The organism is Frigoribacterium sp. CFBP9029 (genome assembly GCF_034045305.1).
Taxonomy (GTDB): Bacteria; Actinomycetota; Actinomycetes; order Actinomycetales; family Microbacteriaceae; genus Frigoribacterium.
On record NZ_JAXCWB010000001.1, the window covers coordinates 201,250 to 226,337 of the forward strand.

The following is a 25,088-nucleotide window of genomic DNA, read 5'->3' on the forward strand; positions in this document are numbered from 1 at the left end:
CGCCACGCGTAGACTGATCGGCGTCCCACAACCAGGCACCTCCCCACCGACACGGTGCCGCCCACAGAACCGGAGAGCCAGATGCCGTCAGCGATGCCCGAGAAGCCCGCCCTCGAAGGACTCGAGGCCCGCTGGGGCCAGGTCTGGGAGGACTCCGGCACCTACCGGTTCGACCGCGACGGCGCGACCCGCGCCTCCGTCTTCTCGGTCGACACTCCCCCGCCGACCGCCTCGGGCAGCCTGCACATCGGTCACGTGTTCAGCTACACGCACACCGACGTCAAGGCGCGGTTCGAGCGGATGCGCGGCAAGCGCGTCTTCTACCCGATGGGCTGGGACGACAACGGCCTGCCCACCGAGCGTCGCGTGCAGAACTTCTACGGCGTGCGCTGCGACCCCTCGCTGCCCTACGACGCCGACTTCACCCCGCCCTTCGAGGGCGGCGACAACAAGTCCTCGAAGGCCGCCGACCAGGTGCCCATCTCGCGTCGCAACTTCGTCGAGCTGTGCGAGCGCCTGACCGTCGAAGACGAGAAGCAGTTCGAGGACGTCTGGCGCAAGCTCGGCCTCTCGGTCGACTGGACTCAGAGCTACCGCACGATCGGCGACGACTCGCAGGCCATCGCGCAGAAGGCGTTCCTCCGCAACCTGTCGCGCGGCGAGGCCTACCAGGCCGACGCCCCGACCCTGTGGGACGTCACCTTCCGCACCGCGGTGGCGCAGGCCGAGCTCGAAGACAAGGACATGCCGGGCGCGTACCACAAGCTCGCATTCCACCGCACCGACGGCCAGGGCGACGTGCTGATCGACACGACGCGCCCCGAGCTGCTGCCCGCCTGCGTCGCCCTCGTCGCCCACCCCGACGACGAGCGCTACCAGGCGCTGTTCGGCACGACCGTCCGCTCCCCCCTGTTCGACGTCGAGGTGCCCGTGGTGGCGCACCACCTGGCGCAGCCCGACAAGGGCTCGGGCATCGCGATGGTCTGCACCTTCGGCGACACCAACGACGTCGTGTGGTGGCGTGAGCTGCAGCTGCCGAACCGCGCCGTGATCGGCTTCGACGGTCGGTTCGTCAGCGAGGCGCCGGCGGCGATCGAGTCCGAGGCGGGTCGCGCCTCCTACGCGCAGCTGGCCGGCAAGACCGTGTTCAGCGCCAAGCAGTCCGTGGTCGAGCAGCTGACCGCCTCGGGCGAGCTGGTCGGCGAGATCCGCAAGATCACGCACCCCGTCAAGTTCTTCGAGAAGGGCGACAAGCCCCTCGAGATCGTCTCGACGCGCCAGTGGTACGTCGTCAACGGCGCTCGCGACGAGCAGCTCAAGTCGACGCTGCTCGAGCGCGGCGGCGAGGTCGCGTTCCACCCCGAGTTCATGCGCGTGCGCTACGAGAACTGGGTCAACGGCCTGAACGGCGACTGGCTGATCTCGCGCCAGCGCTTCTTCGGCGTGCCGATCCCGGTCTGGTACCCGCTCGACGGCGACGGCAACCCCGTCTTCGACGAGGTGATCGTGCCGAGCGAGGCGCAGCTGCCCGTCGACCCGTCGTCCGACACCGCGCCCGGCTACGACGAGTCGCAGCGCGGGGTCCCCGGCGGGTTCCAGGGCGAGCTCGACGTGATGGACACCTGGGCGACCTCGTCGCTCACCCCGCAGCTGGCCGGCAAGTGGGAGGCCGACCCCGAGCTGTTCGACCTCGTGTTCCCGTACGACGTGCGCCCCCAGGGGCAGGACATCATCCGCACCTGGCTGTTCTCGACGATGCTGCGCGCGCAGCTCGAGGGGGGCACCGTCCCGTGGCGGAACGCCTCGATCTCGGGCTTCATCGTCGACCCCGACCGCAAGAAGATGTCGAAGTCGAAGGGCAACGTCGTCACCCCGGCCGCGATGCTCGACGACCACGGCTCGGACTCGGTGCGCTACTGGGCGGCCTCGAGCCGTCTGGGCACCGACGCGGCGTTCGACCCGCAGAACCCGAAGCAGATCAAGATCGGCCGCCGACTGGCGATCAAGGTGCTGAACGCCGCCAAGTTCGTCTACTCGTTCGAGCTGCCCTCGGGCGAGCACTCGGTCACCGAGCCGCTCGACCGCGACCTGCTCGCCACCTTCGCGTCGGTCATCGAGACCGCCACCGAGGCGCTCGAGGGCTACGACCACGCCCGGGCGCTCGAGACGACCGAGAAGTTCTTCTGGACCTTCTGCGACGACTACCTCGAGCTGGTCAAAGAGCGCGCCTACGGTGCGACGACACCGGCCGAGCAGGCCTCGGCAGTGCTCGCCCTCCGCACGGTGCTCGAGGGGCTGCTGAGACTGCTGGCGCCGTACCTGCCGTTCGCGACCGAAGAGGTCTGGTCGTGGACGCACGACGAGTCCATCCACCAGGCGGCGTGGCCGACCGTCGCCGAGCTCGGTCTGTCCGAGGGCGAGTCCGCGACCGGGCTGGTCGGGCTCGTCGGGCAGGCGCTGATCTTCGTGCGCCGGGCGAAGTCCGATGCGAAGGCCTCGCAGAAGACCCCCGTGTCGACGGCCGTGATCACGGCGCCGGCCGCTCAGCTGGCGCTGGTCCGCCTCGCCGCGGGGGATCTCGCGGCGGTCGGCAAGATCGCCGATCTGACGTTCGCCGAGGGCGACGAGCTCGCCGTGGGTGACATCGTGTTCGCCGAGCAGCCGGCCGACACGTCCGCTGCGGCACCGGCGGCGGGCGCCTGATGCAGCTCGGTACGCGGTGGAGCGTAGGAGGCGCGGCGCCGGCCGACCTCGATGCACCCGTCCTCGGGGCGATCGCCTCCGTCGAACGCGAGCTCGCCGAACAGGGCGTCGACGCGTCGACCTGGCGCTGGACGCTCACCTGGCTCGAGCGTCGCCCCGTGGTCGAGCTCGACGACGGCACGGTCATCCGCGTCGACGCCGTGACCGGCGAGGCCCACGTGCACGAGCCCGCCGACGACGAGGACTAGCCCGCCCCTCCTCCCGTCGAGGGTCAGACAGGCCGCTCACCTCTCTGGTGAGCGGCGTGTCGTGACTCCTCATCGCTCTGCAGACGGGCGACGGCACGCAGCCACGATCAGCCCGATCATGGCTGCGACCCTGATCGACGACCACAGAACACTCTGCACCCCCGCCAGCGCGGCTGTCATCGCGTCGACGATCGACACGACGCACACGGTGACCAGAAGAACGACCAACCACTCTCGACTCATGGCATAACGATATCCATGGCTAAGTGGTTCAGCCACCGATCGACAGGTCGAGGAGTCACGACACGCCGCTAACCTCTCGAGGTGAGCGGCGTGTCGTGACTCCTCGACGAGGTCAGGCGCGGCCGAGCACCTCGCCGTGGGGCATGATCAGCCAGCCGTCGGGGGCGTCGCGCCAGCGGCGCCAGGCCTCGGCGATCGCGTGCAGCTCGTCGTGGGTGGCGGCGCCCTTCTCGACGGCGTCGGCGTAGAACGCCGACTCGGTCGCTCGAGCGGCCCAGCTGTCGCCCCACCAGGTGCGCTCCTCGTCGGAGGCGAAGCACCAGACGGACGCACTGCTCGCGACCTCGTCGAACCCCGCCTCGAGCATCCAGCCCTTGAGGCGCCTCCCTGCGTCCGGTTCCCCGCCGTTGCCGCGGTGCACCGCCTGGTAGACGTCCATCCACCGCTGCAACCCGGGGTTCTCGGGCGCCCAGACGCAGCCGTGGTAGTCGACATCGCGGGCTGCGACGACTCCCCCGGGGCGCGCCACCCGACGCATCTCGCGGAGCGCCGCGACCGGGTCGCCGACGTGCTGCAGCACCTGATGGGCGTGCACGACGTCGAAGGAGTCGTCGTCGAAGGGCAGCGCGAACAGGTCGGCCGTCTCGAAACGGACGGCCGCCAGCCCCCGCTCGGCCGCGAGCGACGTCGCCTGCGCAACGATCCCGGTCGACGAGTCGACGCCCACCACGAGACCGGGGGCGACCCGCTCGGCCATGTCGACCGTGATCGTGCCGGGGCCCGACCCCACGTCGAGCACGCTCGCTCCGGGCGTCAGATGCGGCACGAGGTAGGCCGCAGAGTTGTCGACGGTGCGCCACGTGTGACTCCGCAGCACGCTCTCGTGGTGCCCGTGCGTGTACCGGGCCGTGTCGCGAGGTCGTCCGCTCATGCGGCGACCCTAGCGCGCCTCCTCGGCTCCGCCCCCGCCCTCGCCCTCACCTCCGGCATCGACGGGTCACGACTCGCCGCGGCCCCGGCGGCCCCGCGGCGTGTCGTGACTCCCCGGGCGGGCCCGCGGACCGGCCTAGGCTCGGGCCATGACGAACCCGCTCCTCGCCCCCAGCACGCTGCCGTATTCGCTGCCGCCGTTCGCGAGCATCACCGACGACGACTACCTGCCCGCGTTCGAGGCCGGCTTCGCCGAGCAGCTGGCGGAGGTCGAGGCGATCGCCACCGACCCCGCCGAGCCGACCGTCGAGAACACCCTCGACGCGCTCGAACGGAGCGGCGCCACCCTCGCCCGGGTCGGCCACGTCTTCTTCAACAAGACGTCGTCGGACTCGAACGCGGCCACGGACGCCCTCGAGCTCGACCTGGCGCCTCGACTCGCCGCCCACACCGATGCGATCCGCCTGGACCCGCGGCTGTTCGCCCGCCTGCGGAGCCTCCACGAACGGCGCGACGACCTCGACCTGACGCGCGAGCAGCGCTATCTCATCGAGCGGCTGGTCGACGACGCCGTCCGGTCGGGTGCAGCCCTCGGCGACGACGACAAGACCCGGCTGCGCGACCTGAACGGGCGGCTGTCGACGCTGACGACCCGCTTCGAGAAGAACCTGCTGGCCGACACGAACGACCTCGCCGTGGTCGTCGACGACGTCGCCGAGCTCGACGGGCTCGACGCGGGTGCCGTCGCGGCCGCCGCCGAGGCCGCCCGCGACCGGGGACTCGACGGCCAGTACGTCATCACGCTCGTGCTCTTCAGCGGCCACCCCTATCTCGCGGCCCTGACCGACGAGGCTCTGCGCGAGCGCATCATGGACGCGTCGCTGTCGCGCGGGCGCCGCGGCGGGCCGTTCGACAATCGCGACCTCGTGCTCGAGATCGTGCGTCTGCGGGCCCGGCGTGCCGAGCTGCTCGGCTTCGCCAGTCACGCCGCGTACGTCACAGCAGGTGAGACGGCGGGCACCCCCGAGGCGGTGGCCGATCTGCTCGCGCGACTCGCGCCTCCTGCGGCTCGCAACGCCCGTGCCGAGCAGACCGAGCTCGAGCGTCGGGCCGGGCGGCCGATCGCCGCCTCCGACTGGGCGTTCGTCGCCGAGCTCGTCCGCGCAGAAGAGCACGATGTCGACACCGCGGCCATGCGACCCTGGTTCGAGGCCGAGCGGGTGCTGCACGACGGGATCTTCTTCGCAGCGGGCCGGTTGTACGGTCTGCACTTCGCCGAACGACCCGATCTCGTGGCTTACCACCCCGATGCACGGGTCTTCGAGGTGACCGACGACGACGGCGCACCGGTCGGCCTCTACGTGCTCGACCTGCACACCCGCGACAGCAAGCGCGGCGGCGCATGGATGAACCCCCTCGTGTCGCAGTCGGGCCTCACGGGGCTGCCCACCGTCGTGGTCAACAACCTGAACGTCCCGAAGCCGCCCGCCGGCCAGCCGACGCTGCTGACGCTCGACGAGGTGACGACGTTCTTCCACGAGTTCGGTCACGCGCTGCACGGGCTCGTCGCCCGCGTCGCGTATCCGACCTTCTCGGGCACGAACGTGTTCCGCGACTTCGTCGAGTTCCCGAGCCAGGTCAACGAGATGTGGATGCTCTGGCCCGACGTGCTGGCGAACTACGCCGTGCACCACGAGACCGGCGAGCCCCTGCCGACCCGACTGGTCGACGCCCTCGTCGCGTCGCAGGGGTTCGGCCAGGGGTTCGAGACGAGCGAGTACCTCGCCGCCGCCCTGCTCGACCAGGCGTGGCACTCGCTGTCGTCGGCCGAGGCCGAGGCGGTCGTCGACGTCGAGGCGTTCGAGAAGGAGGCGCTGGCCGCGGTCGGTCTCGATCTCGCGTCCGTCCCGCCCCGCTACTCGAGCACGCACTTCGCCCACACGTTCGCAGGCGGATACGACGCGGGCTACTACTCGTACATCTGGAGCGAGGTGCTCGATGCCGACACCGTGGAATGGTTCGAGGAGAACGGCGGCCTGACCCGCGCGAACGGCGACCGGTTCCGTTCACGCCTGCTGGGTGTCGGTGGCTCGAAGGATCCCCTCGAGGCGTTCCGCGACTTCCGCGGCAGGGAGGCGCGGGTCGAGCCGTTGCTGGCCCGTCGCGGTCTCGCGTAGTCGGCGCGCACTGGGGCGGGTTCGTGTCGTCGGTGGCGGGTCAGCGCTGACCCGCCCCCGATGACGGGAACCCGCCGGACCCGCTCGGGGCTACGCGGACTTCTCGGTGCGCTGCTCGACGACGCGGGGCACGATGGTCGGCGCCGCGTTCTCGAGCACGGAGGCACGGGTCACCACGACCTTGCCCACGGTGTCGTCGGAGGGCACGTCGAACATGATCGGCCCGAGCACCTCTTCGAGGATGGCCCGCAGCCCCCGAGCACCCGTCTGCCGGAGGACGGCGAGGTCGGCGATCGACTCGAGTGCGCCGCGATCGAACTCGAGCTCGACGCCGTCGATCTCGAACATGCGCTGGTACTGACGCACGAGGGCGTTCTTCGGCTCGGTGAGGATCTGCATGAGCGCCGGCTGGTCGAGCTGGGTCACCGTCGTCACGACCGGCAGACGGCCGATGAACTCGGGGATCAGACCGAACTTGTGCAGGTCTTCGGGCAGGACCTCGCTGAAGAGGGCCGCCTCATCTTCCTTGCTGTGCAGAGGGGCGCCGAAGCCGATGCCCCGCTTGCCCGCGCGGTTCGAGATGATCTCTTCGAGCCCCGCGAACGCACCGGCCACGATGAACAGCACGTTGGTCGTGTCGACCTGGATGAACTCCTGATGCGGGTGCTTGCGACCGCCCTGCGGCGGCACGGAGGCGACCGTGCCCTCGAGGATCTTGAGCAGCGCCTGCTGCACGCCCTCGCCCGACACGTCTCGAGTGATCGAGGGGTTCTCGGCCTTGCGGGCGATCTTGTCGATCTCGTCGATGTAGATGATGCCCGTCTCGGCCCGCTTGACGTCGTAGTCGGCGGCCTGGATGAGCTTGAGGAGGATGTTCTCGACGTCTTCGCCGACGTAGCCGGCCTCGGTCAGGGCGGTCGCATCGGCGACGGCGAACGGGACGTTGAGACGCTTGGCCAGAGTCTGCGCCAGATAGGTCTTGCCGCAGCCCGTCGGACCGATGAGCAGGATGTTCGACTTCGAGATCTCGACCTCGTCGGCCAAGGACTCGGCGGCGGTGAGGGTCGAGGCGGCGCGGATGCGCTTGTAGTGGTTGTACACGGCCACGGAGAGAGAGCGCTTCGCCGCGTCCTGGCCGATCACGTACTCTTCGAGGAACGAGTAGATCTCGCGGGGCTTCGGCAGGTCGAACTCGCTGGTGGGCTCTTCGCCGGCTTCGGCGAGGCGCTCTTCGATGATCTCGTTGCAGAGCTCGACGCACTCGTCGCAGATGTAGACGCCGGGGCCGGCGATCAACTGCTGGACCTGCTTCTGGCTCTTTCCACAGAACGAGCACTTGAGCAGATCGGCGCTCTCACCTATACGTGCCATGCCCGGCCTCCTTCGTGGCGTGAAGATCGGCGACCCTTGACGGTCGTCGTGCATCGAGCCTAACGCGATCCTCCGACGCCGACGGACCCACGCGGGCCGGGCGTCGGATCCGCCGACGCGTCGAAGCCCCGGACCGCGTGGTCCGGGGCTTCGAGGCGACCGTGGTCGGAATCGGTCAGCGCGTGAGCGCCGGCTGGTTCTTGCGCGAGGTCAGCACCTGGTCGACGAGACCGTAGGCCAGGGCCTCCTGTGCGCCGAGGATGTTGTCGCGCTCGATGTCGCGGTTCACCTCTTCGGGGGTCTTGTTCGAGTGGAACGACAGCGTCTCTTCGAGCCAGGTGCGCATGCGGAGCACCTCGGCGGCCTGGATCTCGATGTCGGACGCCTGGCCCCCGCTGTTGCCGCCGGTCGACGGCTGGTGGATCAGCACGCGGGCGTTGGGGAGGGCGAGTCGCTTGCCGGGCTGACCGGCGGCGAGCAGCACCGCGGCGGCCGACGCGGCCTGACCGAGGCACACCGTCTGGATCTCGGGACGGATGTACTGCATCGTGTCGTAGATCGCCGTCATGGCCGTGAACGAGCCGCCGGGCGAGTTGATGTAGAGCGTGATGTCGCGGTCGGGGTCCATGCTCTCGAGCACGAGCAGCTGCGCCATGATGTCGTCGGCCGATGCGTCGTCGACCTGCACGCCCAGGAAGACGATGCGGTCTTCGAACAGCTTGGCGTAGGGGTCCTGGCGCTTGTATCCGTAAGCCGTGCGCTCTTCGAAGCTGGGGAGGATGTACCGGGAATCGGGGGTCTGGACGCGGCCCGCACCACCCATCATCGGGAGTTCCATGTGTTCTTCTCTTTCTGTGCTGACGATCGGGTGGGGGCTACGACTGGTCGGTGCCGGCGCCGCCGACGACGTCGGTGGCCGAACCGCGGATGTGGTCGACGAAGCCGTATTCGAGGGCCTCTTCGGCCGTGAACCAGCGGTCGCGGTCGCCGTCCTCGTTGATCTGCTCGACGGTCTTGCCCGTCTGAGCCGCCGTGATCTCGGCGAGACGTCGCTTCATCGAGAGGATGAGCTGCGCCTGCGTCTGGATGTCGGACGAGGTGCCGCCGAAGCCGCCGTGCGGCTGGTGCAGCAGAACACGCGCGTTCGGCGTGATGTAGCGCTTGCCCTTGGTGCCGGCGGTCAGCAGCAGCTGACCCATCGAGGCCGCCATGCCGATGCCGACCGTGACGATGTCGTTCGGCACGAACTCCATGGCGTCGTAGATCGCCATGCCCGCGGTGATCGACCCGCCGGGCGAGTTGATGTACAGGTAGATGTCCTTCTCGCTGTCCTCCGCGGCGAGGAGCAGGAGTTTCGCTGCGATCTCGTTGGCGTTCTCGTCGCGCACCTCGGAGCCGAGCCAGATGATGCGGTCTTTGAGCAGTCGGTCAAAAACACTGTTGGGCAGTGTCACATCGGCCATGGTGGAGCTCCCATTCGTTGTCGCTTGCTGTCGAATCTATAGGGTCCAACGCACGGGTTCCGGACTGTTCGCCCACGGCAGATAGCGGGTGGCGACGGGTGTCCGGCTCCGGCGTCGGGCCGACCGAGGAGGCGCGGTGCCGGGGACGACGGAGGGCCGGGTGCGTTCTGCACCCGGCCCTCTCGTGTCGACCGGCGGTCGACCTCAGACGTGTCGACTACGCGTGGTCGTGACCCTCGTGGTCGTCGTCGTCCGAACCGACACCCGCCGTGGCGGTGAAGGCGGACAGGTCGACGGCCGCGCCCTCGCCGTCGACGACCTTGGCCTTCGACAGCACGACCGCGAGGGCCTTGCTGCGGGCGACCTCGCCGACCATGGCGGGGATCTGACCGTTCTGGTCGAGGACCTTGATGAACTCGCCCGGCTCCATGCCGTACTGGGCGGCACCCTGGATCAGGTACTGGGTGAGCTCGTCCTGCTCGACCTTGACCTCTTCCTTCTCGGCGATGGCGTCGAGGAGGATCTGGTTGCGGAAGGCCTTCTCGCTGCTCTCCTTCACCTCGGCGCGGTGCTCGTCGTCCTCCAGGCGGTTCTCCTGCTCGAGGTGACGGTGCACCTCGTCCTCGACGAGCTTCTCGGGGACGGGGATCTCGACCGACTCGAGGAGCTTCTCGACGACCTGGTCGCGAGCCTGGCCGCCCTGGCCGAACGACTTCGACTTGGCGAGCTGCTCGCGCAGGTCGGCCTTGAGCTCGTCGATCGTGTCGAACTGGCTGGCGATCTGAGCGAAGTCGTCGTCGGCCTCGGGGAGCTCGCGCTCTTTCACGGCGGTCACGGTGACGGCGATGAGCGCGGTCTCGCCCTCGCGGTCGCCGCCGAGCAGCTTCGACTCGAAGGTGGTGCTCTCACCGGCGGTGAGCGACTCGAGGGCCTCGTCGATGCCCTCGATCAGTTCGCCCGAACCGAGCTCGTACGAGATGCCCTTGGCGGTGTCGACCTCGTCGTCGCCGATCGTGGCCGTGAGGTCGATCTGGGCGAAGTCGCCCGTGGTGGCGGGACGGTCGACGGTGACGAGCGTGCCGAAGCGGGTGCGGAGGTTCGCGAGCTCTTCGTCGACCTCGTCGTCGGAGATCTCGACCGTGTCGACCGTGAGCTCGATGCCCTCGTAGTCGGGCAGGTCGAAGTCGGGACGCACGTCGACCTCGACGGCGATGGTGAGGTCGCCCGAGAAGTCCTTGACGTCGGGCCAGCCGACGACGTCGGCCTCGGGGCGGCCGAGCACGCGGATCTCGGTCTCGGTGACGGCCTCGCGGTAGAACTTGTCGAGGCTCTCGCTCACGGCGTGGTTCAGCACCTCTTCGCGACCGACGCGCTGGTCGATGATGGGCGGCGGGACCTTGCCCTTGCGGAAGCCGGGGATGTTGATGGTCTCGGCGATGTGCCCGTAGGCGTGCGTGACGCTGGGCTTCAGCTCGTCGGGAGTCACGACGATGTTGAGCTTGACGCGCGTGGGGCTGAGCTTTTCAACCGTGGTCTGGACCAATGTGGGGCTTCTCCTGTGTTGGCGACGCTGAACTCACATCCGAGACAGCAGGTAGACGATCGTCGGGGCGACAGGACTCGAACCTGCGATCTTCCGCCCCCAAAACGGACGCGCTAGCCACTACGCTACGCCCCGTGTATCACCTGGAACGGTCTCACCCCGTGTTGTCCCGTTGAGGTCGGGTCGGGGAAAAGGCCGCGGTCAGTCTAGCCGACGCGAGCGACCGGTGACTGAACGATCCGGCAGATGGTTTATAGTGGTTCTACCCATGCGGCCGAGGCCGCGTCCGGGGATGTAGCTCAATGGTAGAGCCTCAGTCTTCCAAACTGATGGCGCGGGTTCGATTCCCGTCATCCCCTCCGATTCAGTCCTCCGGGGTCACCGATCTCATGATCTCGTCGAGTCCCGTCTGCGGCAGCACCCGCTCCCCGAAGTAGGCGGCGCCGTACTTCGTGAAGTGGATGCGGTCCGGCGAGAGGATGCGCCCCTCGTCGTCGGTGATGGGCACGCGGCCGTCCACCGCGAGGTCGAGCCAGGGCACGAGGTGCTCGGCCGGGATCAGATCGCGGGCGACGTGGTCCATCTCGACGATCTCGTCGGGGACGGAGTTGGTCAGCAGGGCACGCTCGTCGGGCGCCTGGCGTGCGATCCAGTTCGCATTGTCGCCGAAGTTCTTGGCGCCGCCGTAGAAGATCTCCTTGCCGTCCGCCACGGCCTGCGCGAGATCGTCTCGCACGCACGTCGGGTACTCCCGATCGGTGGCGTAGAGGATGAGCTCGGCCGCCTGGTAACGCTCGTCGAAGTGGGCGGGCGTCGGCTGGTCGCGGAGGCATCCGAGGACCCCGGGCTGATGGATGATCTCGAGCCGCGCCTCCGGATAGGTCTCGAGGACGGCGTTGGCCAGGTCGCGCGAGAAGCTGTTGCCGACGACGAAGACGTTGAGCCGGTCGTCGTCGACGAAGCGCTCGGCGTCGTTCTCGATCAGGCGCTGGACGTACGTGACGTCCGTGGCGCCGTCGGCCAGGACCTCCGGCTCGTAGATGCGACCAGGCAGACCGTTGGTCGAATGGAGCACGAGGCCCGCGGCGGCGACGAGCACGACGGCCGACCCGACCGCGGGGGCGAAGACCCGGCGGCGGACCGTGTCGGGCGATCGGAACGGCGTCTCGACGAAGCGCCAGGTGAGCCAGGCGAGCGCGAGGGAGACGACCGAGAGCACGAGGAAGACCCCGACTGGGGGCTCTTCGGGCGACCAGATGCGGGCGAAGGCGAACAGGGGCTGGTGCCAGAGGTAGGCGCTGAAGCTGATGAGGCCGACCAGCACCACGGGCGGCCGAGAGAGCACCCGGGCGGCCGGGGTGCCCTCGCGCGCGAAGGCGATGACGAGGGCGGCACCGACGACCGGGACGACCAGGACGAACGGGGAGACGGCCGAGCCGCCGTCGACGGCCACGACGGTGGCGACGATGGCGAGGAGCCCCGCGGTCGCAGCCGCGGAGGCGGCACGAGGGCCGAGGAGGCGCGGCGCAGCCTCGGCGCCGGGCCGCGCGTGCCACAGGGCGAGCCCGGCCCCGACGAGGAGCTCCCACGATCGGGCGGGCAGCAGGTAGAAGGCCGCATCGGGGTCGGTGGACGACCACCAGACGGCGACCCCGAAGCTGACGAGCCCGACGACGACGACGCCCGATGCCGCCGCCCGACGCCCGAGGGCCAGCAGGGCGAGCAGCAGCAGGGGGAAGAGCAGATAGAACTGCTCTTCGACGCCGAGGCTCCAGGTGTGCATGAGCGGCTTGAACTCGGAGGCGGTGTCGAAGTAGCCGCTCGACAGGTACAGCAGGACGTTGTTGCCGGAGAGCAGGGTCGTGACGAGCGACTGGCCGAAGTTCTCGAGTTCGTCCGGCATCATCCAGAGGACCGCGAACGGCGTGCACGCCGCCATGACCACGAGCAGCGCCGGCGCGATGCGCCGGATGCGGCGAGCCCAGAACGACCGGAGGGTGAAGGTGCCCCGTGACCGCTGGCCCACGATGATGCCCGTGATCAGATAACCGCTGATCACGAAGAACACGTCGACGCCGACGAGACCGCCTGCGAAGCCGGCCACCCCCGCGTGGAACAGGATGACGCTGACGACCGCCACGGCCCGGAGGCCGTCGATCTCGGGTCTGTAGATCACGTGTCGGGACTCCCCTGCTCGATAACCATGAACAGATATCAACTTTAGCATATCAATACCGGATCGCCTTGAGCGATTCGCGCAGCGACCGCGGGTGCCGCAGAATGGCGCCATGACCCCGGGATCGTCGCCCCGCCGCTCCGTCCGCCGACGGGCGCGCGTGCTCGGCACCGCCGCCACCGTCACGGCCGCCGCACTGGCCGTGGCGCTGTCCGCCTGCTCCGCACCGAGCACCACGGCCCCGCGTGCCGAAGGCGGTGTGGCACCGGCGGCGTCCGCCGACGATCTCCGGGTGGCGGTGGTCGGCGACTCGCTGAGCGCAGGCCGCAGCGGGTTCCTCGGCAACGGACTCGACGACGAGTCGTGGATGACCTACGCGCAGGGCGACGGAGTCGTGTTCGCCGGCGGCTGGGCCCGTGCCGGCGCGACCGTCGAGCAGATGGCCGCCGCCGTCTCGCCCGTCGACGCCGACGTCCTGGTGCTGATGGGAGGGACGAACGACGTGCGTCACGGCACGAGCTTCGCCGAGGCCGAGGCGTCGTACGAGTCGATCATCGGCACGGTGGGCGCCGACCGCGTGCTGATCGCGGCGATCCCGCCCTACCAGCCCGCCCCCGAGGAGGCCCTGGCCTACGAGGCCGACCTGGCCTCATGGGCCTATGGCGAGGGCTATCCGCTCATCGATCCCTGGCTCTTCGCGAGAGGAGCCGACGGACAGTGGGCCCCGGCCACGAGCGCAGACGGCATCCACCCCACGGCAGCCGGCTACGAGAGACTCGGCCGCGAGCTGCACGAGCTCATCCTCGACGAGGCGGCGTCACCCGCCGACTCGACCCGGGGTTGACGACCGCTCGGCACCCGGGCTTGACGACCGCTCGGCCAGCGCGTCGTCTCCCGGTGCCGTCGCGCCGAGGCCCGAGGCGCCGCCGCCGCGGGCGGGCCTGCCCGTCGGCTTGAGGCGCAGCGCCTGCTTCTCGACCGCCCAGTAGGTGATCGTCGCGAGGGTCAGTGTGATCGCGACGGTCACGACGAGATAGAGGACGTACAGCGCGCGTCCGCCCTGACCGGGATCGAGGAGGTCCTGCATGATGCGGATGACCGGCATGTGCCACAGGTAGACGCTGAACGAGATGACCCCGAGGCCACGGACGGGCGCCCAGTCGCAGAACCGGGCGATGAGACCCAGACGGTCGCCGTGGGCCGGCAGCACCATGAGCAGCAGCACGCCCGTGAAGCCGATGGACGCGAAGGTGTCTTGGAACTCGGGGGTCGAGCCGATCCAGGCCACCACGAAGGCGGCCCCGATGATCACGAGCAGCGTGCCGCGGAGAGCGGAGACGGCCACTCGAGGTGCGGCCCCCCGCCGGACGGCGATGTAGAGCAGCGAGGCGGCCATGCCGAAGGCGAAGAGGTCGGCGTGCAGCAGCAGACTGCGGCTCACGACGGAGAACCAGTTGTCGGACCACGCGAGGTCCCCACCGCTCAGGCCCGACGTCTCGCCCACCGTGTGCTGCCAGATCTTGCCGGCGACACCGGCGACGAACATCGCCCCGACCGGCACGAGGGAACCGATCCAGCCGGAGGTGCGGAGCGCGACGTGCCGACCGAGCATCGCCAGGAACGGGAGCACGAGGTAGAAGGTCAGCTCGACGGTCAGCGTCCACGAGACCTCGAGACCCGTCCGCAGCGTGCCGGGCAGGTAGGAGTGCAGAAGGGTCAGGTCGACCAGGGTCTTCCACCACGGCAGCCGACCGAACTCGTTCTGCGACAGGAACGACATCTGCAGGACGAAGTTGACGATCAGGAGGACGACGACGTAGGCCGGCCAGATGCGCAGGAACCGGTTCGTGGCGTAGCGCCTCAGCGACGGCAGCTCACGACCCTCGATGATGCGGGTGGCGAACGGCCAGAACAGCAGGAACCCCGAGAGCACGAAGAACAGGCTCAGGCCCTGGTGCATGAAGAAGACGAGCAGGGGCATCGTCTCGTCCTCGACGTCGCGCGTCAGGACGTGCGCCACGTGGTACGAGAGCACGGCCATCGCCGCCAGCCCGCGGAGGCCTTCGAGACCCACGATGCGATCGCCCCAGTACGGCGCCGCCGACGCGCCCGGAGGGGTCGGGGTCGGGGCTGGCGCGGACATCGCCACAGGCTACCCGAGGGTCCTGGCCGGCGCCCCTCCCCTGCGTCGCCCCGCGCGATGCGGCCGGCGGGTGGTCGGTGCCGCCCCCGGTGCCGGTGCCGGTGCCGGTGTCAGTGCTGCAGGTAGGCCAGCACCGCGAGCACGCGGCGATGGTCGGTGCCGCTGTCTTCGAGCAGCAGCTTCTGGAAGATCGAGGTGACGTTCTTCTCGACGGCGCCGGTGCCGATCACGAGCGCCGACGCGATCGCGGCGTTCGTCCGCCCCTCGGCCATCAGGGTCAGGACCTCGCGTTCACGCGGCGTCAGCGCCGCGAGGGGGTCGCTGCGCCGACCGAGCAGCTGCGACACGACCTGCGGGTCGAGCACCGTGCCTCCGTTCGCCACCCGCTCGAGGGCGTCGCGGAACTCGTCGAGCGACGCGATGCGGTCTTTCAGGAGGTAGCCGACTCCCCCGGAACCCGCCTCGAGGAGGTCTCGGGCGTAGGCCACCTCGACGTACTGCGAGAGCAGCAGGATCGACGTGCCGGGTCGGCGCGAGCGGATCTCGATGGCCGCGCGCACCCCCTCATCGGTGTGCGAGGGGGGCATGCGCACGTCGAGGACGGCCACGTCGGGGAGGTCCGCGTCGAGCGCGGCGAGCAGCTCGTCGGCGTCACCGTAGGCCCCGACGACCACGACCCCGATCTCGTCGAGCAGTCGGACGAGTCCTTCGCGCAGCAGCACGGAGTCGTCGGCGACCACCACACGGAGGGCGGGATCGAGGGTGCTGTCGGCCATCCGGTCAGTCTAGGGAGACCACGGTCTCCGTCGGCATCGTCGGCGTCGTCGGGCTCCCGGTCAGCGGGATGCTCACCGTCACGATGGTCGGCCCGCCCGCCGGGCTCGAGATGTCGAGGAACCCGCCGAGTCCCACCAGGCGCTCCTGCACCCCGGCCAGGCCGTGCCCGTCGCGGAGCCCCGCCCCGCCGCGGCCGTCGTCGGTGGCCACGAGCTCGAGGAGCAGCCCCATGCCGTCGGGCGCCTGCCGTGTGCGCACCACGATGTCGGCCGACGACGCCTCGGCGTGCTTGCCGATGTTCGTGACCAGCTCGGAGGCGATGAAGTACGCGTTGCGCTCGATGTCGACCGGGAGGACCACGTGGGCGGGCACCCGGTCGAGCAGCGTGGTCGGGATCGTCGCCCGGTCGACCAGCGACTCGAGGGCGGCGAGCAGACCGCGGTCGAGGAGCAGAGGAGGCGCGAAGCCGCGGGACAGCGCCCGCAGCTCCTCGAGGGCCTCCTGGGACTGCACCCGCGCCTCCTCGATGAGGCTCCGGCTCTTGTCGGGGTCGGTGTCGACGGCGCGGGAGGCGGCGGCGAGATCCATCTGGAGCCGGACGAGTCGCTGCTGCGGGCCGTCGTGGATGTCGCGTTCCAGGCGGCGGAGCGCCGTGCCCTCGGCGGAGAGGGCCGCCGTGCGGGAGATCTCGCGGTCGGCGAGCTCCACCTCGAGCTCGTCGGAGCGGAACCCGCCGAGCATGGCCGCGGCGATCGCCTGGTGCATCACGACGAACCCGTGCAGCACGTACGGCAGCAGCAGGACGACCGCGGCGAGGACGACCACGCCCACGGCGAGGGCCATGAACCCGACGGTCGACCCGCTGAGCGCGTCGCCCAGGGAGTAGATGTTCCACGGCACGACGGCGGTGAGGATCAGCACGCCCAGGAGCACGAGCCCCAGCGGGACGGCGAGCGCCGCGAATGTGACGAACGAGGTGAACCCCGCGACCGCGGGGAAGACGACGACCGCGTAGAGGAGGTAGAGCCAGTAGTGCGGGTTCGCGACGACGGACACGGCGCGGACGATGCGCTTGTCGGAGCGACCCCACGTCGTGTTCGGCGTCCAGTCGACGGGGCGGATCGGGCGGTCGGAGGCCCACCGCAGCCGCGTCACCTCGAAGGTGCCGAACCAGCGCGCCGCCCAGAGGGAGACGAACACCACGACGGCGAGCGACAGGAGGCTCGCGATGTAGCCGCCGGAGGTCTCCCACCCGCGGAGGGCGATGTTGGCCGCGATGAGCACCACCACCACGAGCACCGCCGACAGCGCGATGTAGCCGAGCTCGCGGGGCAGGCCGCGCCAGCGTCGGGCGTAGCCGCCGGCCTGCCGCGGCGGCGAGAGGTAGGGGTTCGGGGTCGTGATGGGGGTCTCCTGGTTCATGCTGTCGAGCCTGGTCGACGGCCGGCGTCCGACCCATGGTGCCAGCGACCGGAACCCGGGTGGGGTTATCCCCCGCCTCCGACGCTCTCGGTGAGGCGAGGCTGGCCTACGTGAGCCGAGCCTCAGCTTGCTTGCGGAATCTTCTCAGACCTCTAGCGTTGACCACATCGTCAAGGAAAGGACCACGTCATGACCGACCTCACCCGCACCGTCCCCCAGGGATCCGTCGACCCCGACGTCGCTGCCGGCGTCGCCCAGTTCCTCAGCCAGATCGTCACCGACATGACCGCGCTGTCGGTCAACGGCAAGCAGGCTCACTGGCACGTCCGCGGCATCGCGTTCATCGCCGTCCACGAGCTGATCGACGTGGTCGTCGACCACGCACGTGAGTGGGCCGACCTCGCCGCGGAGCGCGTCGTCGCCCTCGGGCTGCCCGTCGACGGGCGCATCGCCACCGTCGCCGCCAACACGGTCATCCCGCCCACCTCGCCCGGCTTCAACCAGATCGACACCACGATCGCCGAGCTCGTGGCCCAGATCGACGCCTCGCTCGTCGCGGTCCGCACCGCGATCGACGAGCTCGGCGAGCTCGACGCCTCGAGCCAGGACGTCGCCATCGAGATCTCGCGCGGCCTCGAGAAGGACCGCTGGTTCCTCGCCGCTCACGTCGCCGGCTGAGACTCCCGCTCCAGACGATCGGAGGCCGTCGCCCCTCGGGGCGGCGGCCTCCGTCGTGCCCCGCCTGCGCGGAAGCGGACCGCAGACGCCCGGGTCAGCCGAGCGCGACGTGGGTGAAGCGGCCGCCCAGCAGGGTCGCCGCGACGTCGAACGCCCGGAGGTCGGCGTCCGCCGCCGACAGAGGGTCGGACTCCGTCACGACGAGGTCCGCCACCGATCCCGCCTCCACCGACGATCGCCCGCGAGTCGACGCCGCGAGCGCGACCGACGAGACCAGACGCTGCTCGGGGTGCCAGGCCTCGCGTCCGTCGCGGGACCGCGACACGGCGGCGGCCATCGACACCCACGGGTCGAGCGGCGCCACGGGCGCATCGGACCCGAGTCGCAGCGTCACGCCGGCGGCGGCGAGCGACTCGAAGGCGAAGGCGCGATCGGTGCGCCCCGCCCACAGACGGTCGGCCACGTCGCGGTCGTCCATCGCGTGCTCGGGCTGCACGCTCGCGACGATGCCGAGCCGGGCGAACCGTGCGACGTCGCGGGCGTCGACGAGCTGCGCGTGCTCGATGCTCCCGCCGCAGCCGACCGCCTCGAGGGCGTCCAGCGCGAGGGCGTTCGCGGCGTCGCCGATGGCGTGCACCGCGGGCACCAGCCCGGCCGAGGAGGCGCGGCGCAGCCAGTCGACGAGCTCGTCGGCGTCGTAGGCGGACAGGCCCCGAGCCGCGGGGGTGCCCTCGAGACCCGCATACGGGTCGTGGCAGAAGGCTGTGCGGGTGTTCAACGACCCGTCGGTGATGATCTTGAACGGGCCCATGGTCACGAGCCCCCCGGTGCCATCGATGACGTCGCCGGTGCGGAGGCCCCGCTCGATCACCCGGTCGAGGTCGGCGGGGTAGACGCCGGCCGACACCCTGAGGCTGCGGTCGCCGCCGGCGACCCGTCGGGCCCACCGGTCGATCGAGAACGACATCTCGAGGTCGACGATGCCGACGACGCCACGCGCGGCCGCGGCGGCGGACGCCTCGGCCACCCACCGGTCGAGCAGCTCGTCGGGGACCGCGCTCACCCGCGTGCTGACGTCGAAGGCGTCCTGCTCGCGCAGCAGACCCGTGGGGTGGCCTCCGTAGCCGTATCGTGCCAGGGCCGCGGAATCGAGCCACGCCGCGTGCAGGTCGTTGCTGACCAGCACGACGGGCACGTCGCCGCTGACGGAGTCGAGCACCCCGCGGGTCGGCTCGTCGGCCCACAGGGCGTCGAAGAAGCCGTAGCCGACGAGCGGCTGCCCGCTCGGCGGCGGGTCGTCGCGCAGCTTCTCGCCGACGAGCGACGCCGCGTGGGCGGCGGAGCGGGCGGTCGAGAGGTCGAGTCGACGCCGGGCGAGCGCCCACTGGTCCATGTGCACGTGCCAGTCCCAGAGACCGGGTGCGAGCCAGCGCCCGCCGAGGTCGACCACGTCGACGCCGGGAGCCGGGGTGATGCCGGGGGCGATCGCCGAGACCTCGCCCGACTCGATCAGCACGTCGACCGGGGAGCCGTCGCTGCCGACGAGGCGGGCGTCTGTCAGGATCAGGCCCCGCGCCTCCTCGGCTCCCCCGGTCGGGGCGTCGACGAGACTCATCGGTCGCGCACCCGTCGCATCTCGGCGGCCAGCGCCGGCTGCGCGTAGTGCCGGCCGTGCTCGAGCTCGTCGACGATGCGGTCGACGACCTCCGGCGGCTTGTTCTGACTGAGCTTCAGGCGGGCGTCGAACCGCGTCACCCGCAGGCGGATGCCGACGGTGCCCTTCGCGACGCGGCGGGAGCCCTCCTCGTCGAGAGCGAGCGACACGGGCTCGGGCATCACGTTCTCGAAGTGGTCGACGAGCTCGCCGAGCACTCGGAAGTTCTCGTCGTCGGACAGGATCTCGGGGACGCCCCAGAGATGCGCGGTGACGTGGTTCCAGGTCGGGACGATCTGCTCGGCGGGGTACCAGCCGGGCGAGATGTAGCCGTGCGGGCCCTGGATGATCACCATGGCCTCGTGCTCGCCGAGCTCGTGCGAGCGCTCGTCGGGGCGGCCGACGTGACTGACGATGGAGATCGCGTCGGGGTCGGCCGGGTCGGCGGGCTCGAGCACCACGGGGTAGTGCGACGCGATGATGCCCGCGGCCGTGTGCGACACGATGGTCGCCCACGGGTTCTCGCGGATCAGGCGCCTGACCTCGTCGACATCGGTCAGGACGAACGTGGGGGTGTGCCGCATGGGCTCAAGTCTGGTCGGTCGGGCACCAGTAGAGCTTCCGACCCGCGGCCATCTCCATGACGATGTTCGTGCCGCAGACCCGGCAGGGCAGTCCTTCGCGGTGATAGACCCAGTGCCGGTCGGCCCGGCTGCGGAGGGCCTTGGCGTGCTGCGCCTTCGTCAGACCGTCCATGGTCATCATCTGGCCCAGCTCGACGCCGCTCTTCAGGAGCTTCGTCCAGTCCTTGTAGAGGGCGCGCAGCACCTCTTCGGGCACCTGGTTGCCGGGGGTGTGCGGGTTGAGCCGCGCCCGGAAGAGCAGTTCGGCCCGGTAGATGTTGCCGATGCCGCTGACGACGCTCTGATCCATCAGCAGCAGACCGATCGGGGTGCGCTTCTTGCCCGCGACGGACACGAACCGGTCGGCGCCCTTCTTGGGCGAGTCGACCAGCGGGTCGGGGCCGAGCTTGGCGATCGCCATGTCGACTCCCGCCGCATCGAGCACCTCGCACTTCGTCGGACCGCGCAGGTCGCCGACCGCCGTGTCGGTGAGCAGCCGCACCCGCACCTGGCCGACCGGCTCGGGCGGGAACGACTCGATGTCGTCTTCGGCCTTCTCCTGCTCGGCCATGCGCACCCGACTCGTGCGCGGCGCTCCGATGCTCGCCATCGAGTGCTCGCCGTCGTCGTCGGGGGCGTTCTCGGCCTTGCGCGTGGCGGCCCGGCGACGCCGCGACTCGGCCATCGAGTGCCCCGTCGCGATCTCGCCCGCGAAGTCCCAGGCCCCGTAGAGCCCCAGGTGCACGTGCAGCCAGAGCCCGTTGTCGAACTCGAGGAACATCTGCTTGCCGACGGCCTTCGCGGCCACCATGGTCGCGCCGTCGAGCCTCTCGGCCCCGGCCGCGAAGCGCCCCTGAGGCGAGCTGACCGCGGCTCGGTGCCCGACGAAGCTCTGCTCGAACTGGTTGGCGATGCGGTGGACGGAATGACCCTCGGGCACGGTGCTCCCTCTCTCGGGGTGAGGTCCCGGCGGCGGGGCCGGGACGACGAAGCGGCGGGGACCCCGACCGGGGCGCCCGCCGCACTCGACGTTACGTCGTCAGTCGACCGGGTGCCCGGCGATGGCCCCGGTGGTCTCGTACTCGCCGACCTGCGCGATGCGTCGCGCATGACGCTCGTCGTGGCTGAAGGGCTCGGCGACGAAGGCGTCGATGAAGGCGAGCGCCTCGGACTCGGTGTGCTGACGCGCGCCGATGGCGATCACGTTGGCGTCGTTGTGCTGTCGGGCCAGACGGGCGGTCGAGTCGTTCCAGACCAGTGCGGCTCGCACGCCCTCGACCTTGTTCGCGGCGATCTGCTCGCCGTTGCCCGAACCGCCGAAGACCACGCCGAGCGCGTCGTGGCCCTCGCGCTGATCGCGGACGACCGCCCTCGCCGCCGCGATGCAGAACGACGGGTAGTCGTCGAGGGGCTCGTACGAGGTCGGCCCGTGGTCGGTCACGTCGTGGCCCGCGTCGGAGAGGTGCTGGATGACCGTCTGGCTGAACTCGAGGCCGGCGTGATCGGTCGCCACGTGGATGCGCATGGTGATCATCATAGAACCGGGCCGGCGGACGGATCGCGACCTGCGCCTCCTCGGCGGCGGGGCCCTCGAGCCGAGGAGGCGCGGGTCGTCAGTCGAAGATCGGCCCGACCGTGCGGGTGCGCTTGATCTCGAAGAACCCCGGGTACGAGGCGACGGCGACGACGCCGTCCCAGAGGCGGGCGGCCTCGTCGCCCTTCGGCGCGGGCGAGATGACCGGCCCGAAGAAGGCGGTGCCGTTCACGGCGATCACCGGCGTGCCGACGTCCTGTCCGACGCGCTCGATCCCGTCGAAGTGGCTGGCGCGCATCTGCGCGTCGTACTCGTCGGTGTCGGCGTACCGCGCGAGGTCGGCCGGCAGGCCGACCTCGGCGAGCGCCGCGGGGATGACCACGTCGGCGTCGGTCTCGCCGCCGGGGTGGATGCGCGTGCCGAGGGCGTCGTAGAGGGGCTTGACGGCGGACTGCCCGTGCAGCTCGCCGACGGCCGTGACGAGACGCGTGTAGCGGAGCATGCGGGCGAAGTTCGCCTTGTACTCGTCGCTGACGTCGTTGTCCTCGTTGAGCACGGCGAGGCTCATGATGTGGAAGGTCACGTCGAGATCGCGGTGCGCGGCGACCTCGTCGATCCAGCGGCTGGTCATCCAGGCCCAGGGGCACGAGGGGTCGAACCAGAAGTCGACGGCGGTTCGGGGAGCGGGGGCGACGGTGTCGGTCATCACCCCAGTCAACACCCCGCGTCACGACGGCCGGTCTAGGCTTTCAGCGGACCACGAGTCCCCTCACTACCTATACGGATGGAGCCACCGTGCCCGGAGAGAACCTCACCCGCGTCGAAGCGCAGGAGCGCAAGAGCATCGTCGACGTGCAGTCGTACGAGATCGACCTCGACCTGACCCGCGGCGACGAGGTGTTCGGCAGCACGACCACCGTGCGCTTCACCGCGACCCCGGGCGCCTCGACCTTCATCGACGCCCTCACCCGCACCGTGCACTCCGTGGTGCTGAACGGCACGGCGCTCGACGCCGCGACCGTCTCGGACGGCGTGCGCATCCAGCTCGACGGCCTCGCGACCGAGAACGTGCTCGAGGTCGTCGCCGACGCCGAGTACACGAACACCGGCGAGGGTCTGCACCGCTTCGTCGACCCCGTCGACGGCGAGGTCTACCTCTACTCGCAGTTCGAGGTGCCCGACAGCCGCCGGGTCTTCGCCGTGTTCGAGCAGCCCGACCTCAAGGCGACGTTCCAGTTCACCGTCACGGCGCCCGCCCGCTGGCAGGTCGTCAGCAACCAGACGACCCCCGAGCCCGTCGTCGACGGCGAGACCGGCACCTGGACCTTCGCGCCCACGCCCGTGCTCTCGAGCTACATCACCGCGATCATCGCGGGCCCCTACGACGTCGTCCGCAGCGACCTCACGAGCGCCGACGGCCGCACCATCCCCCTCGGCATCTTCACGCGTCGCTCGCTCACCGAGTACCTCGACGCCGACTACATCTTCGAGAAGACCCGCCAGGGCTTCGGGTACTACGAGGAGAAGTTCCAGTACGCGTACCCGTTCGAGAAGTACGACCAGCTCTTCGTGCCCGAGTTCAACGCCGGCGCGATGGAGAACGCGGGCGCCGTGACCTTCGTCGAGACGTACGTGTTCCGCAGCAAGGTGACCGACGCCATCAAGGAGCGCCGCGTCGTCACGATCCTGCACGAGCTCGCCCACATGTGGTTCGGCGACCTCGTCACCATGAAGTGGTGGAACGACCTCTGGCTGAACGAGTCGTTCGCCGAATGGGCGTCGACCATCTCGACGGCCGAGGCCACCGAGTGGACCGAGGCCTGGACGACGTTCCAGGCGATGGAGAAGAGCTGGGCCTACCGCCAGGATCAGCTTCCCTCGACCCACCCCGTCGTCGCCACGATCAACGACCTCGAGGACGTCCAGGTCAACTTCGACGGCATCACGTACGCCAAGGGCGGATCGGTGCTGAAGCAGCTGGTCGCCTGGGTCGGCATCGACGCGTTCTACGCCGGCGTCGCCGCGTACTTCCAGAAGCACCACCACTCGAACACCGAGCTCAGCGACCTCCTCGTCGAGCTCGAGGCCACCTCGGGTCGCGAGCTGACCAGCTGGTCGAAGCTGTGGCTCGAGACGGCGGGCGTCAACACCCTCCGCCCCGAGCTCGAGGTCGACGCCGACGGCGTCATCACCTCGTTCGCGGTGCTGCAGGAGGCGGCGGCCGACTACCCGACGATCCGCCCGCACCGTCTCGCGATCGGCCTCTACGCCCTGCAGGGCGGCTCGCTGGTCCGCACCGACCGTGTCGAGATCGACGTGGACGGCACCCGCACCGAGGTGCCCGAGCTCGTCGGCCTGACGCGCGGCGACCTCGTGCTCATCAACGACGACGACCTCGCCTACGCGAAGATCCGTCTCGATGAGACCTCGCTCGAGACGGCGCTGGCGCACCTCTCGGAGATCGCCGACCCGCTGGCGCGCGCCCTCGTCTGGGGCTCCGTCTGGGACGCCACCCGCGACGCCGAGACCTCGCCGTCCGACTACGTCCGCCTCGTGCTCGACAACATCGCGACCGAGACCGAGTCGACGACCATCCGCACGACGCTCTCGCAGCTGCTGCAGACGGCCCGCAGCTACGTCGCCCCCGCGCGCCGCGCCTCCACGGTCACCGAGGTCGGCGACGGCCTGTGGGCCCTGGCGCAGGCCGCCGAGGCCGGGTCGGACGCCCAGTTCCAGTTCGTCACGTTCTTCGCGGCGATCGCGTCGACCGAGGCCCACAAGGAGGCGCTGGCCGGTCTGATCGACGGATCGGTCGCCCTCGAGGGCCTCACCGTCGACACCGACCTCCGCTGGCAGCTGCTGGAGGGCCTCGTGCTCGTCGGCGGCGCCGGCGAGGCCGAGATCGACGAGGCCCTGGCCGCCGACAACACGGCCAACGGCGCGCAGGCCGCCGCCCGCGCGCGAGCGACCCTCCCGACGACGGCGGGCAAGGAGGCCGCGTTCGCCTCGATCGTCGACAGCGCCGACCAGCCCAACGCCATCGTGCGGGCCACGACGCTCGGGTTCCAGCACGCGAACGACCCGGTGATCCTGCAGCCGCTCGTCGACCGGTACTTCTCGTCGCTGACGGGCATCTGGGAGTCGCGCAGCTACCACATCGCCGACACGCTCGTCTCGGGGCTCTACCCGGCCGGCCTCGCCGACCAGGCCCTCGTCGACGCGTCGTACGCGTGGCTCGAGGCCAACCCCGACGTGCCGGCCCTCCGCCGCATCGTCAGCGAGAGCGTCTCGGGTGTCGAGCGCGCCCTGCGCGCCCAGGCGGCGGACGAGCGCTAGTCGGCCCGCCGGCACCGCCCCGCCGGCACCGCCCCGCACCCGAAGCGGCAGACCTTCTCAGAGGGTC

Annotated in this window: 21 protein-coding genes and 2 tRNA genes; 7 read left to right on the top strand and 16 right to left on the bottom strand. The window is 70.2% G+C overall.

Annotated elements, in window-relative coordinates:
* The first annotated feature begins 93 nt into the window (after positions 1–93).
* Together valS and SOM11_RS00950 are read left to right on the top strand one after the other, a co-directional pair.
* Positions 94–2,703, top strand: coding sequence for a valine--tRNA ligase (gene valS / locus SOM11_RS00945; RefSeq protein ID WP_192059975.1), 2,610 nt, complete (start codon positions 94–96; stop codon positions 2,701–2,703).
* Positions 2,703–2,951 (top strand): hypothetical protein, encoded by a 249-nt coding sequence (locus tag SOM11_RS00950; protein WP_192059974.1) that lies wholly within the window; start codon positions 2,703–2,705, stop codon positions 2,949–2,951. The genes valS and SOM11_RS00950 overlap by 1 nt, the downstream gene beginning before the upstream one ends.
* 69 nt (positions 2,952–3,020) lie before the next feature.
* On the opposite strand, the gene SOM11_RS00955 is transcribed toward SOM11_RS00950, so the two are convergent.
* Positions 3,021–3,194: a hypothetical protein gene (locus tag SOM11_RS00955; protein WP_320476935.1), complete on the bottom strand. Its 174-nt coding sequence runs from the start codon at positions 3,192–3,194 to the stop codon at positions 3,021–3,023.
* A gap of 112 nt (positions 3,195–3,306) precedes the next feature.
* A complete protein-coding gene (locus tag SOM11_RS00960) occupies positions 3,307–4,125 on the bottom strand; it encodes a methyltransferase domain-containing protein (protein ID WP_320476936.1) in 819 nt (272 codons plus the stop codon).
* Positions 4,126–4,273: 148 nt separating this feature from the next.
* On the opposite strand from SOM11_RS00960, the gene SOM11_RS00965 reads away from it, so the two are divergent.
* Entirely contained in the window at positions 4,274–6,301 is a 2,028-nt protein-coding gene (locus tag SOM11_RS00965) for a M3 family metallopeptidase (RefSeq protein ID WP_320476937.1), read from the top strand.
* A 90-nt stretch (positions 6,302–6,391) separates the two neighbouring features.
* Here SOM11_RS00965 and clpX read toward each other — a convergent pair whose 3' ends face one another.
* The 5 genes from clpX to SOM11_RS00990 form a co-directional block, all read right to left on the bottom strand.
* Positions 6,392–7,672 (bottom strand): ATP-dependent Clp protease ATP-binding subunit ClpX, encoded by a 1,281-nt coding sequence (gene clpX, locus SOM11_RS00970; RefSeq protein WP_192059966.1) that lies wholly within the window; start codon positions 7,670–7,672, stop codon positions 6,392–6,394.
* Positions 7,673–7,847: 175 nt separating this feature from the next.
* Positions 7,848–8,510 (bottom strand): ATP-dependent Clp protease proteolytic subunit, encoded by a 663-nt coding sequence (locus SOM11_RS00975; protein ID WP_279292988.1) that lies wholly within the window; start codon positions 8,508–8,510, stop codon positions 7,848–7,850.
* Positions 8,511–8,547: 37 nt separating this feature from the next.
* Positions 8,548–9,135: an ATP-dependent Clp protease proteolytic subunit gene (locus tag SOM11_RS00980; RefSeq protein WP_192059964.1), complete on the bottom strand. Its 588-nt coding sequence runs from the start codon at positions 9,133–9,135 to the stop codon at positions 8,548–8,550.
* 217 nt (positions 9,136–9,352) lie between these two features.
* The gene (tig, locus tag SOM11_RS00985; protein ID WP_192059962.1) at positions 9,353–10,678 is read right to left on the bottom strand and encodes a trigger factor; all 1,326 of its coding nucleotides are present in this window, start codon (positions 10,676–10,678) and stop codon (positions 9,353–9,355) included.
* A 62-nt stretch (positions 10,679–10,740) separates the two neighbouring features.
* Positions 10,741–10,813 (bottom strand) — tRNA-Pro (locus SOM11_RS00990).
* Positions 10,814–10,966: 153 nt separating this feature from the next.
* Here SOM11_RS00990 and SOM11_RS00995 point away from each other — a divergent pair.
* Positions 10,967–11,037, top strand: a tRNA-Gly gene (locus SOM11_RS00995).
* A gap of 5 nt (positions 11,038–11,042) precedes the next feature.
* Here SOM11_RS00995 and SOM11_RS01000 read toward each other — a convergent pair.
* Entirely contained in the window at positions 11,043–12,854 is a 1,812-nt protein-coding gene (locus SOM11_RS01000; RefSeq protein WP_320476938.1) for an acyltransferase, read from the bottom strand.
* Positions 12,855–12,966: 112 nt separating this feature from the next.
* Here SOM11_RS01000 and SOM11_RS01005 point away from each other — a divergent pair, with 112 nt between their 5' ends.
* Complete coding sequence (locus tag SOM11_RS01005; RefSeq protein ID WP_320476939.1) at positions 12,967–13,698, top strand: SGNH/GDSL hydrolase family protein; 732 nt, start codon at positions 12,967–12,969, stop codon at positions 13,696–13,698.
* Here the strand turns inward: SOM11_RS01005 and SOM11_RS01010 are convergent.
* The 3 genes from SOM11_RS01010 to SOM11_RS01020 form a co-directional block, all read right to left on the bottom strand.
* A complete protein-coding gene (locus tag SOM11_RS01010) occupies positions 13,672–14,997 on the bottom strand; it encodes an acyltransferase (protein WP_320476940.1) in 1,326 nt (441 codons plus the stop codon). The genes SOM11_RS01005 and SOM11_RS01010 overlap by 27 nt on opposite strands.
* A 110-nt stretch (positions 14,998–15,107) precedes the next feature.
* Positions 15,108–15,773 (bottom strand): response regulator transcription factor, encoded by a 666-nt coding sequence (locus SOM11_RS01015; RefSeq protein ID WP_192059954.1) that lies wholly within the window; start codon positions 15,771–15,773, stop codon positions 15,108–15,110.
* A 4-nt stretch (positions 15,774–15,777) separates the two neighbouring features.
* Positions 15,778–17,196: a sensor histidine kinase gene (locus tag SOM11_RS01020; protein ID WP_320476941.1), complete on the bottom strand. Its 1,419-nt coding sequence runs from the start codon at positions 17,194–17,196 to the stop codon at positions 15,778–15,780.
* Between the two features lie 189 nt (positions 17,197–17,385).
* On the opposite strand from SOM11_RS01020, the gene SOM11_RS01025 reads away from it, so the two are divergent.
* Positions 17,386–17,874 (top strand): Dps family protein, encoded by a 489-nt coding sequence (locus SOM11_RS01025; RefSeq protein ID WP_055794695.1) that lies wholly within the window; start codon positions 17,386–17,388, stop codon positions 17,872–17,874.
* A 94-nt stretch (positions 17,875–17,968) separates the two neighbouring features.
* Here the strand turns inward: SOM11_RS01025 and SOM11_RS01030 are convergent, their stop codons facing one another.
* The 5 genes from SOM11_RS01030 to SOM11_RS01050 all read right to left on the bottom strand — a co-directional run bounded on the left by SOM11_RS01030 (position 17,969) and on the right by SOM11_RS01050 (position 22,391).
* Entirely contained in the window at positions 17,969–19,489 is a 1,521-nt protein-coding gene (locus tag SOM11_RS01030) for an amidohydrolase (RefSeq protein WP_320476942.1), read from the bottom strand.
* Entirely contained in the window at positions 19,486–20,112 is a 627-nt protein-coding gene (locus SOM11_RS01035) for an FMN-binding negative transcriptional regulator (protein WP_243214195.1), read from the bottom strand. Before SOM11_RS01035 ends, SOM11_RS01030 begins: the two co-directional genes overlap by 4 nt.
* A gap of 4 nt (positions 20,113–20,116) precedes the next feature.
* Positions 20,117–21,091, bottom strand: coding sequence for an Fpg/Nei family DNA glycosylase (locus SOM11_RS01040; RefSeq protein ID WP_320476943.1), 975 nt, complete (start codon positions 21,089–21,091; stop codon positions 20,117–20,119).
* 99 nt (positions 21,092–21,190) lie between these two features.
* The gene (locus tag SOM11_RS01045; protein ID WP_320476944.1) at positions 21,191–21,676 is read right to left on the bottom strand and encodes a ribose-5-phosphate isomerase; all 486 of its coding nucleotides are present in this window, start codon (positions 21,674–21,676) and stop codon (positions 21,191–21,193) included.
* Between the two features lie 88 nt (positions 21,677–21,764).
* A complete protein-coding gene (locus tag SOM11_RS01050; protein ID WP_320476945.1) occupies positions 21,765–22,391 on the bottom strand; it encodes a DsbA family protein in 627 nt (208 codons plus the stop codon).
* A gap of 89 nt (positions 22,392–22,480) precedes the next feature.
* Here SOM11_RS01050 and pepN point away from each other — a divergent pair, with 89 nt between their 5' ends.
* On the top strand, positions 22,481–25,021 hold the full coding sequence (gene pepN, locus SOM11_RS01055) for an aminopeptidase N (RefSeq protein WP_320476946.1): 2,541 nt from the start codon (positions 22,481–22,483) through the stop codon (positions 25,019–25,021).
* Positions 25,022–25,088 lie beyond the last annotated feature (67 nt).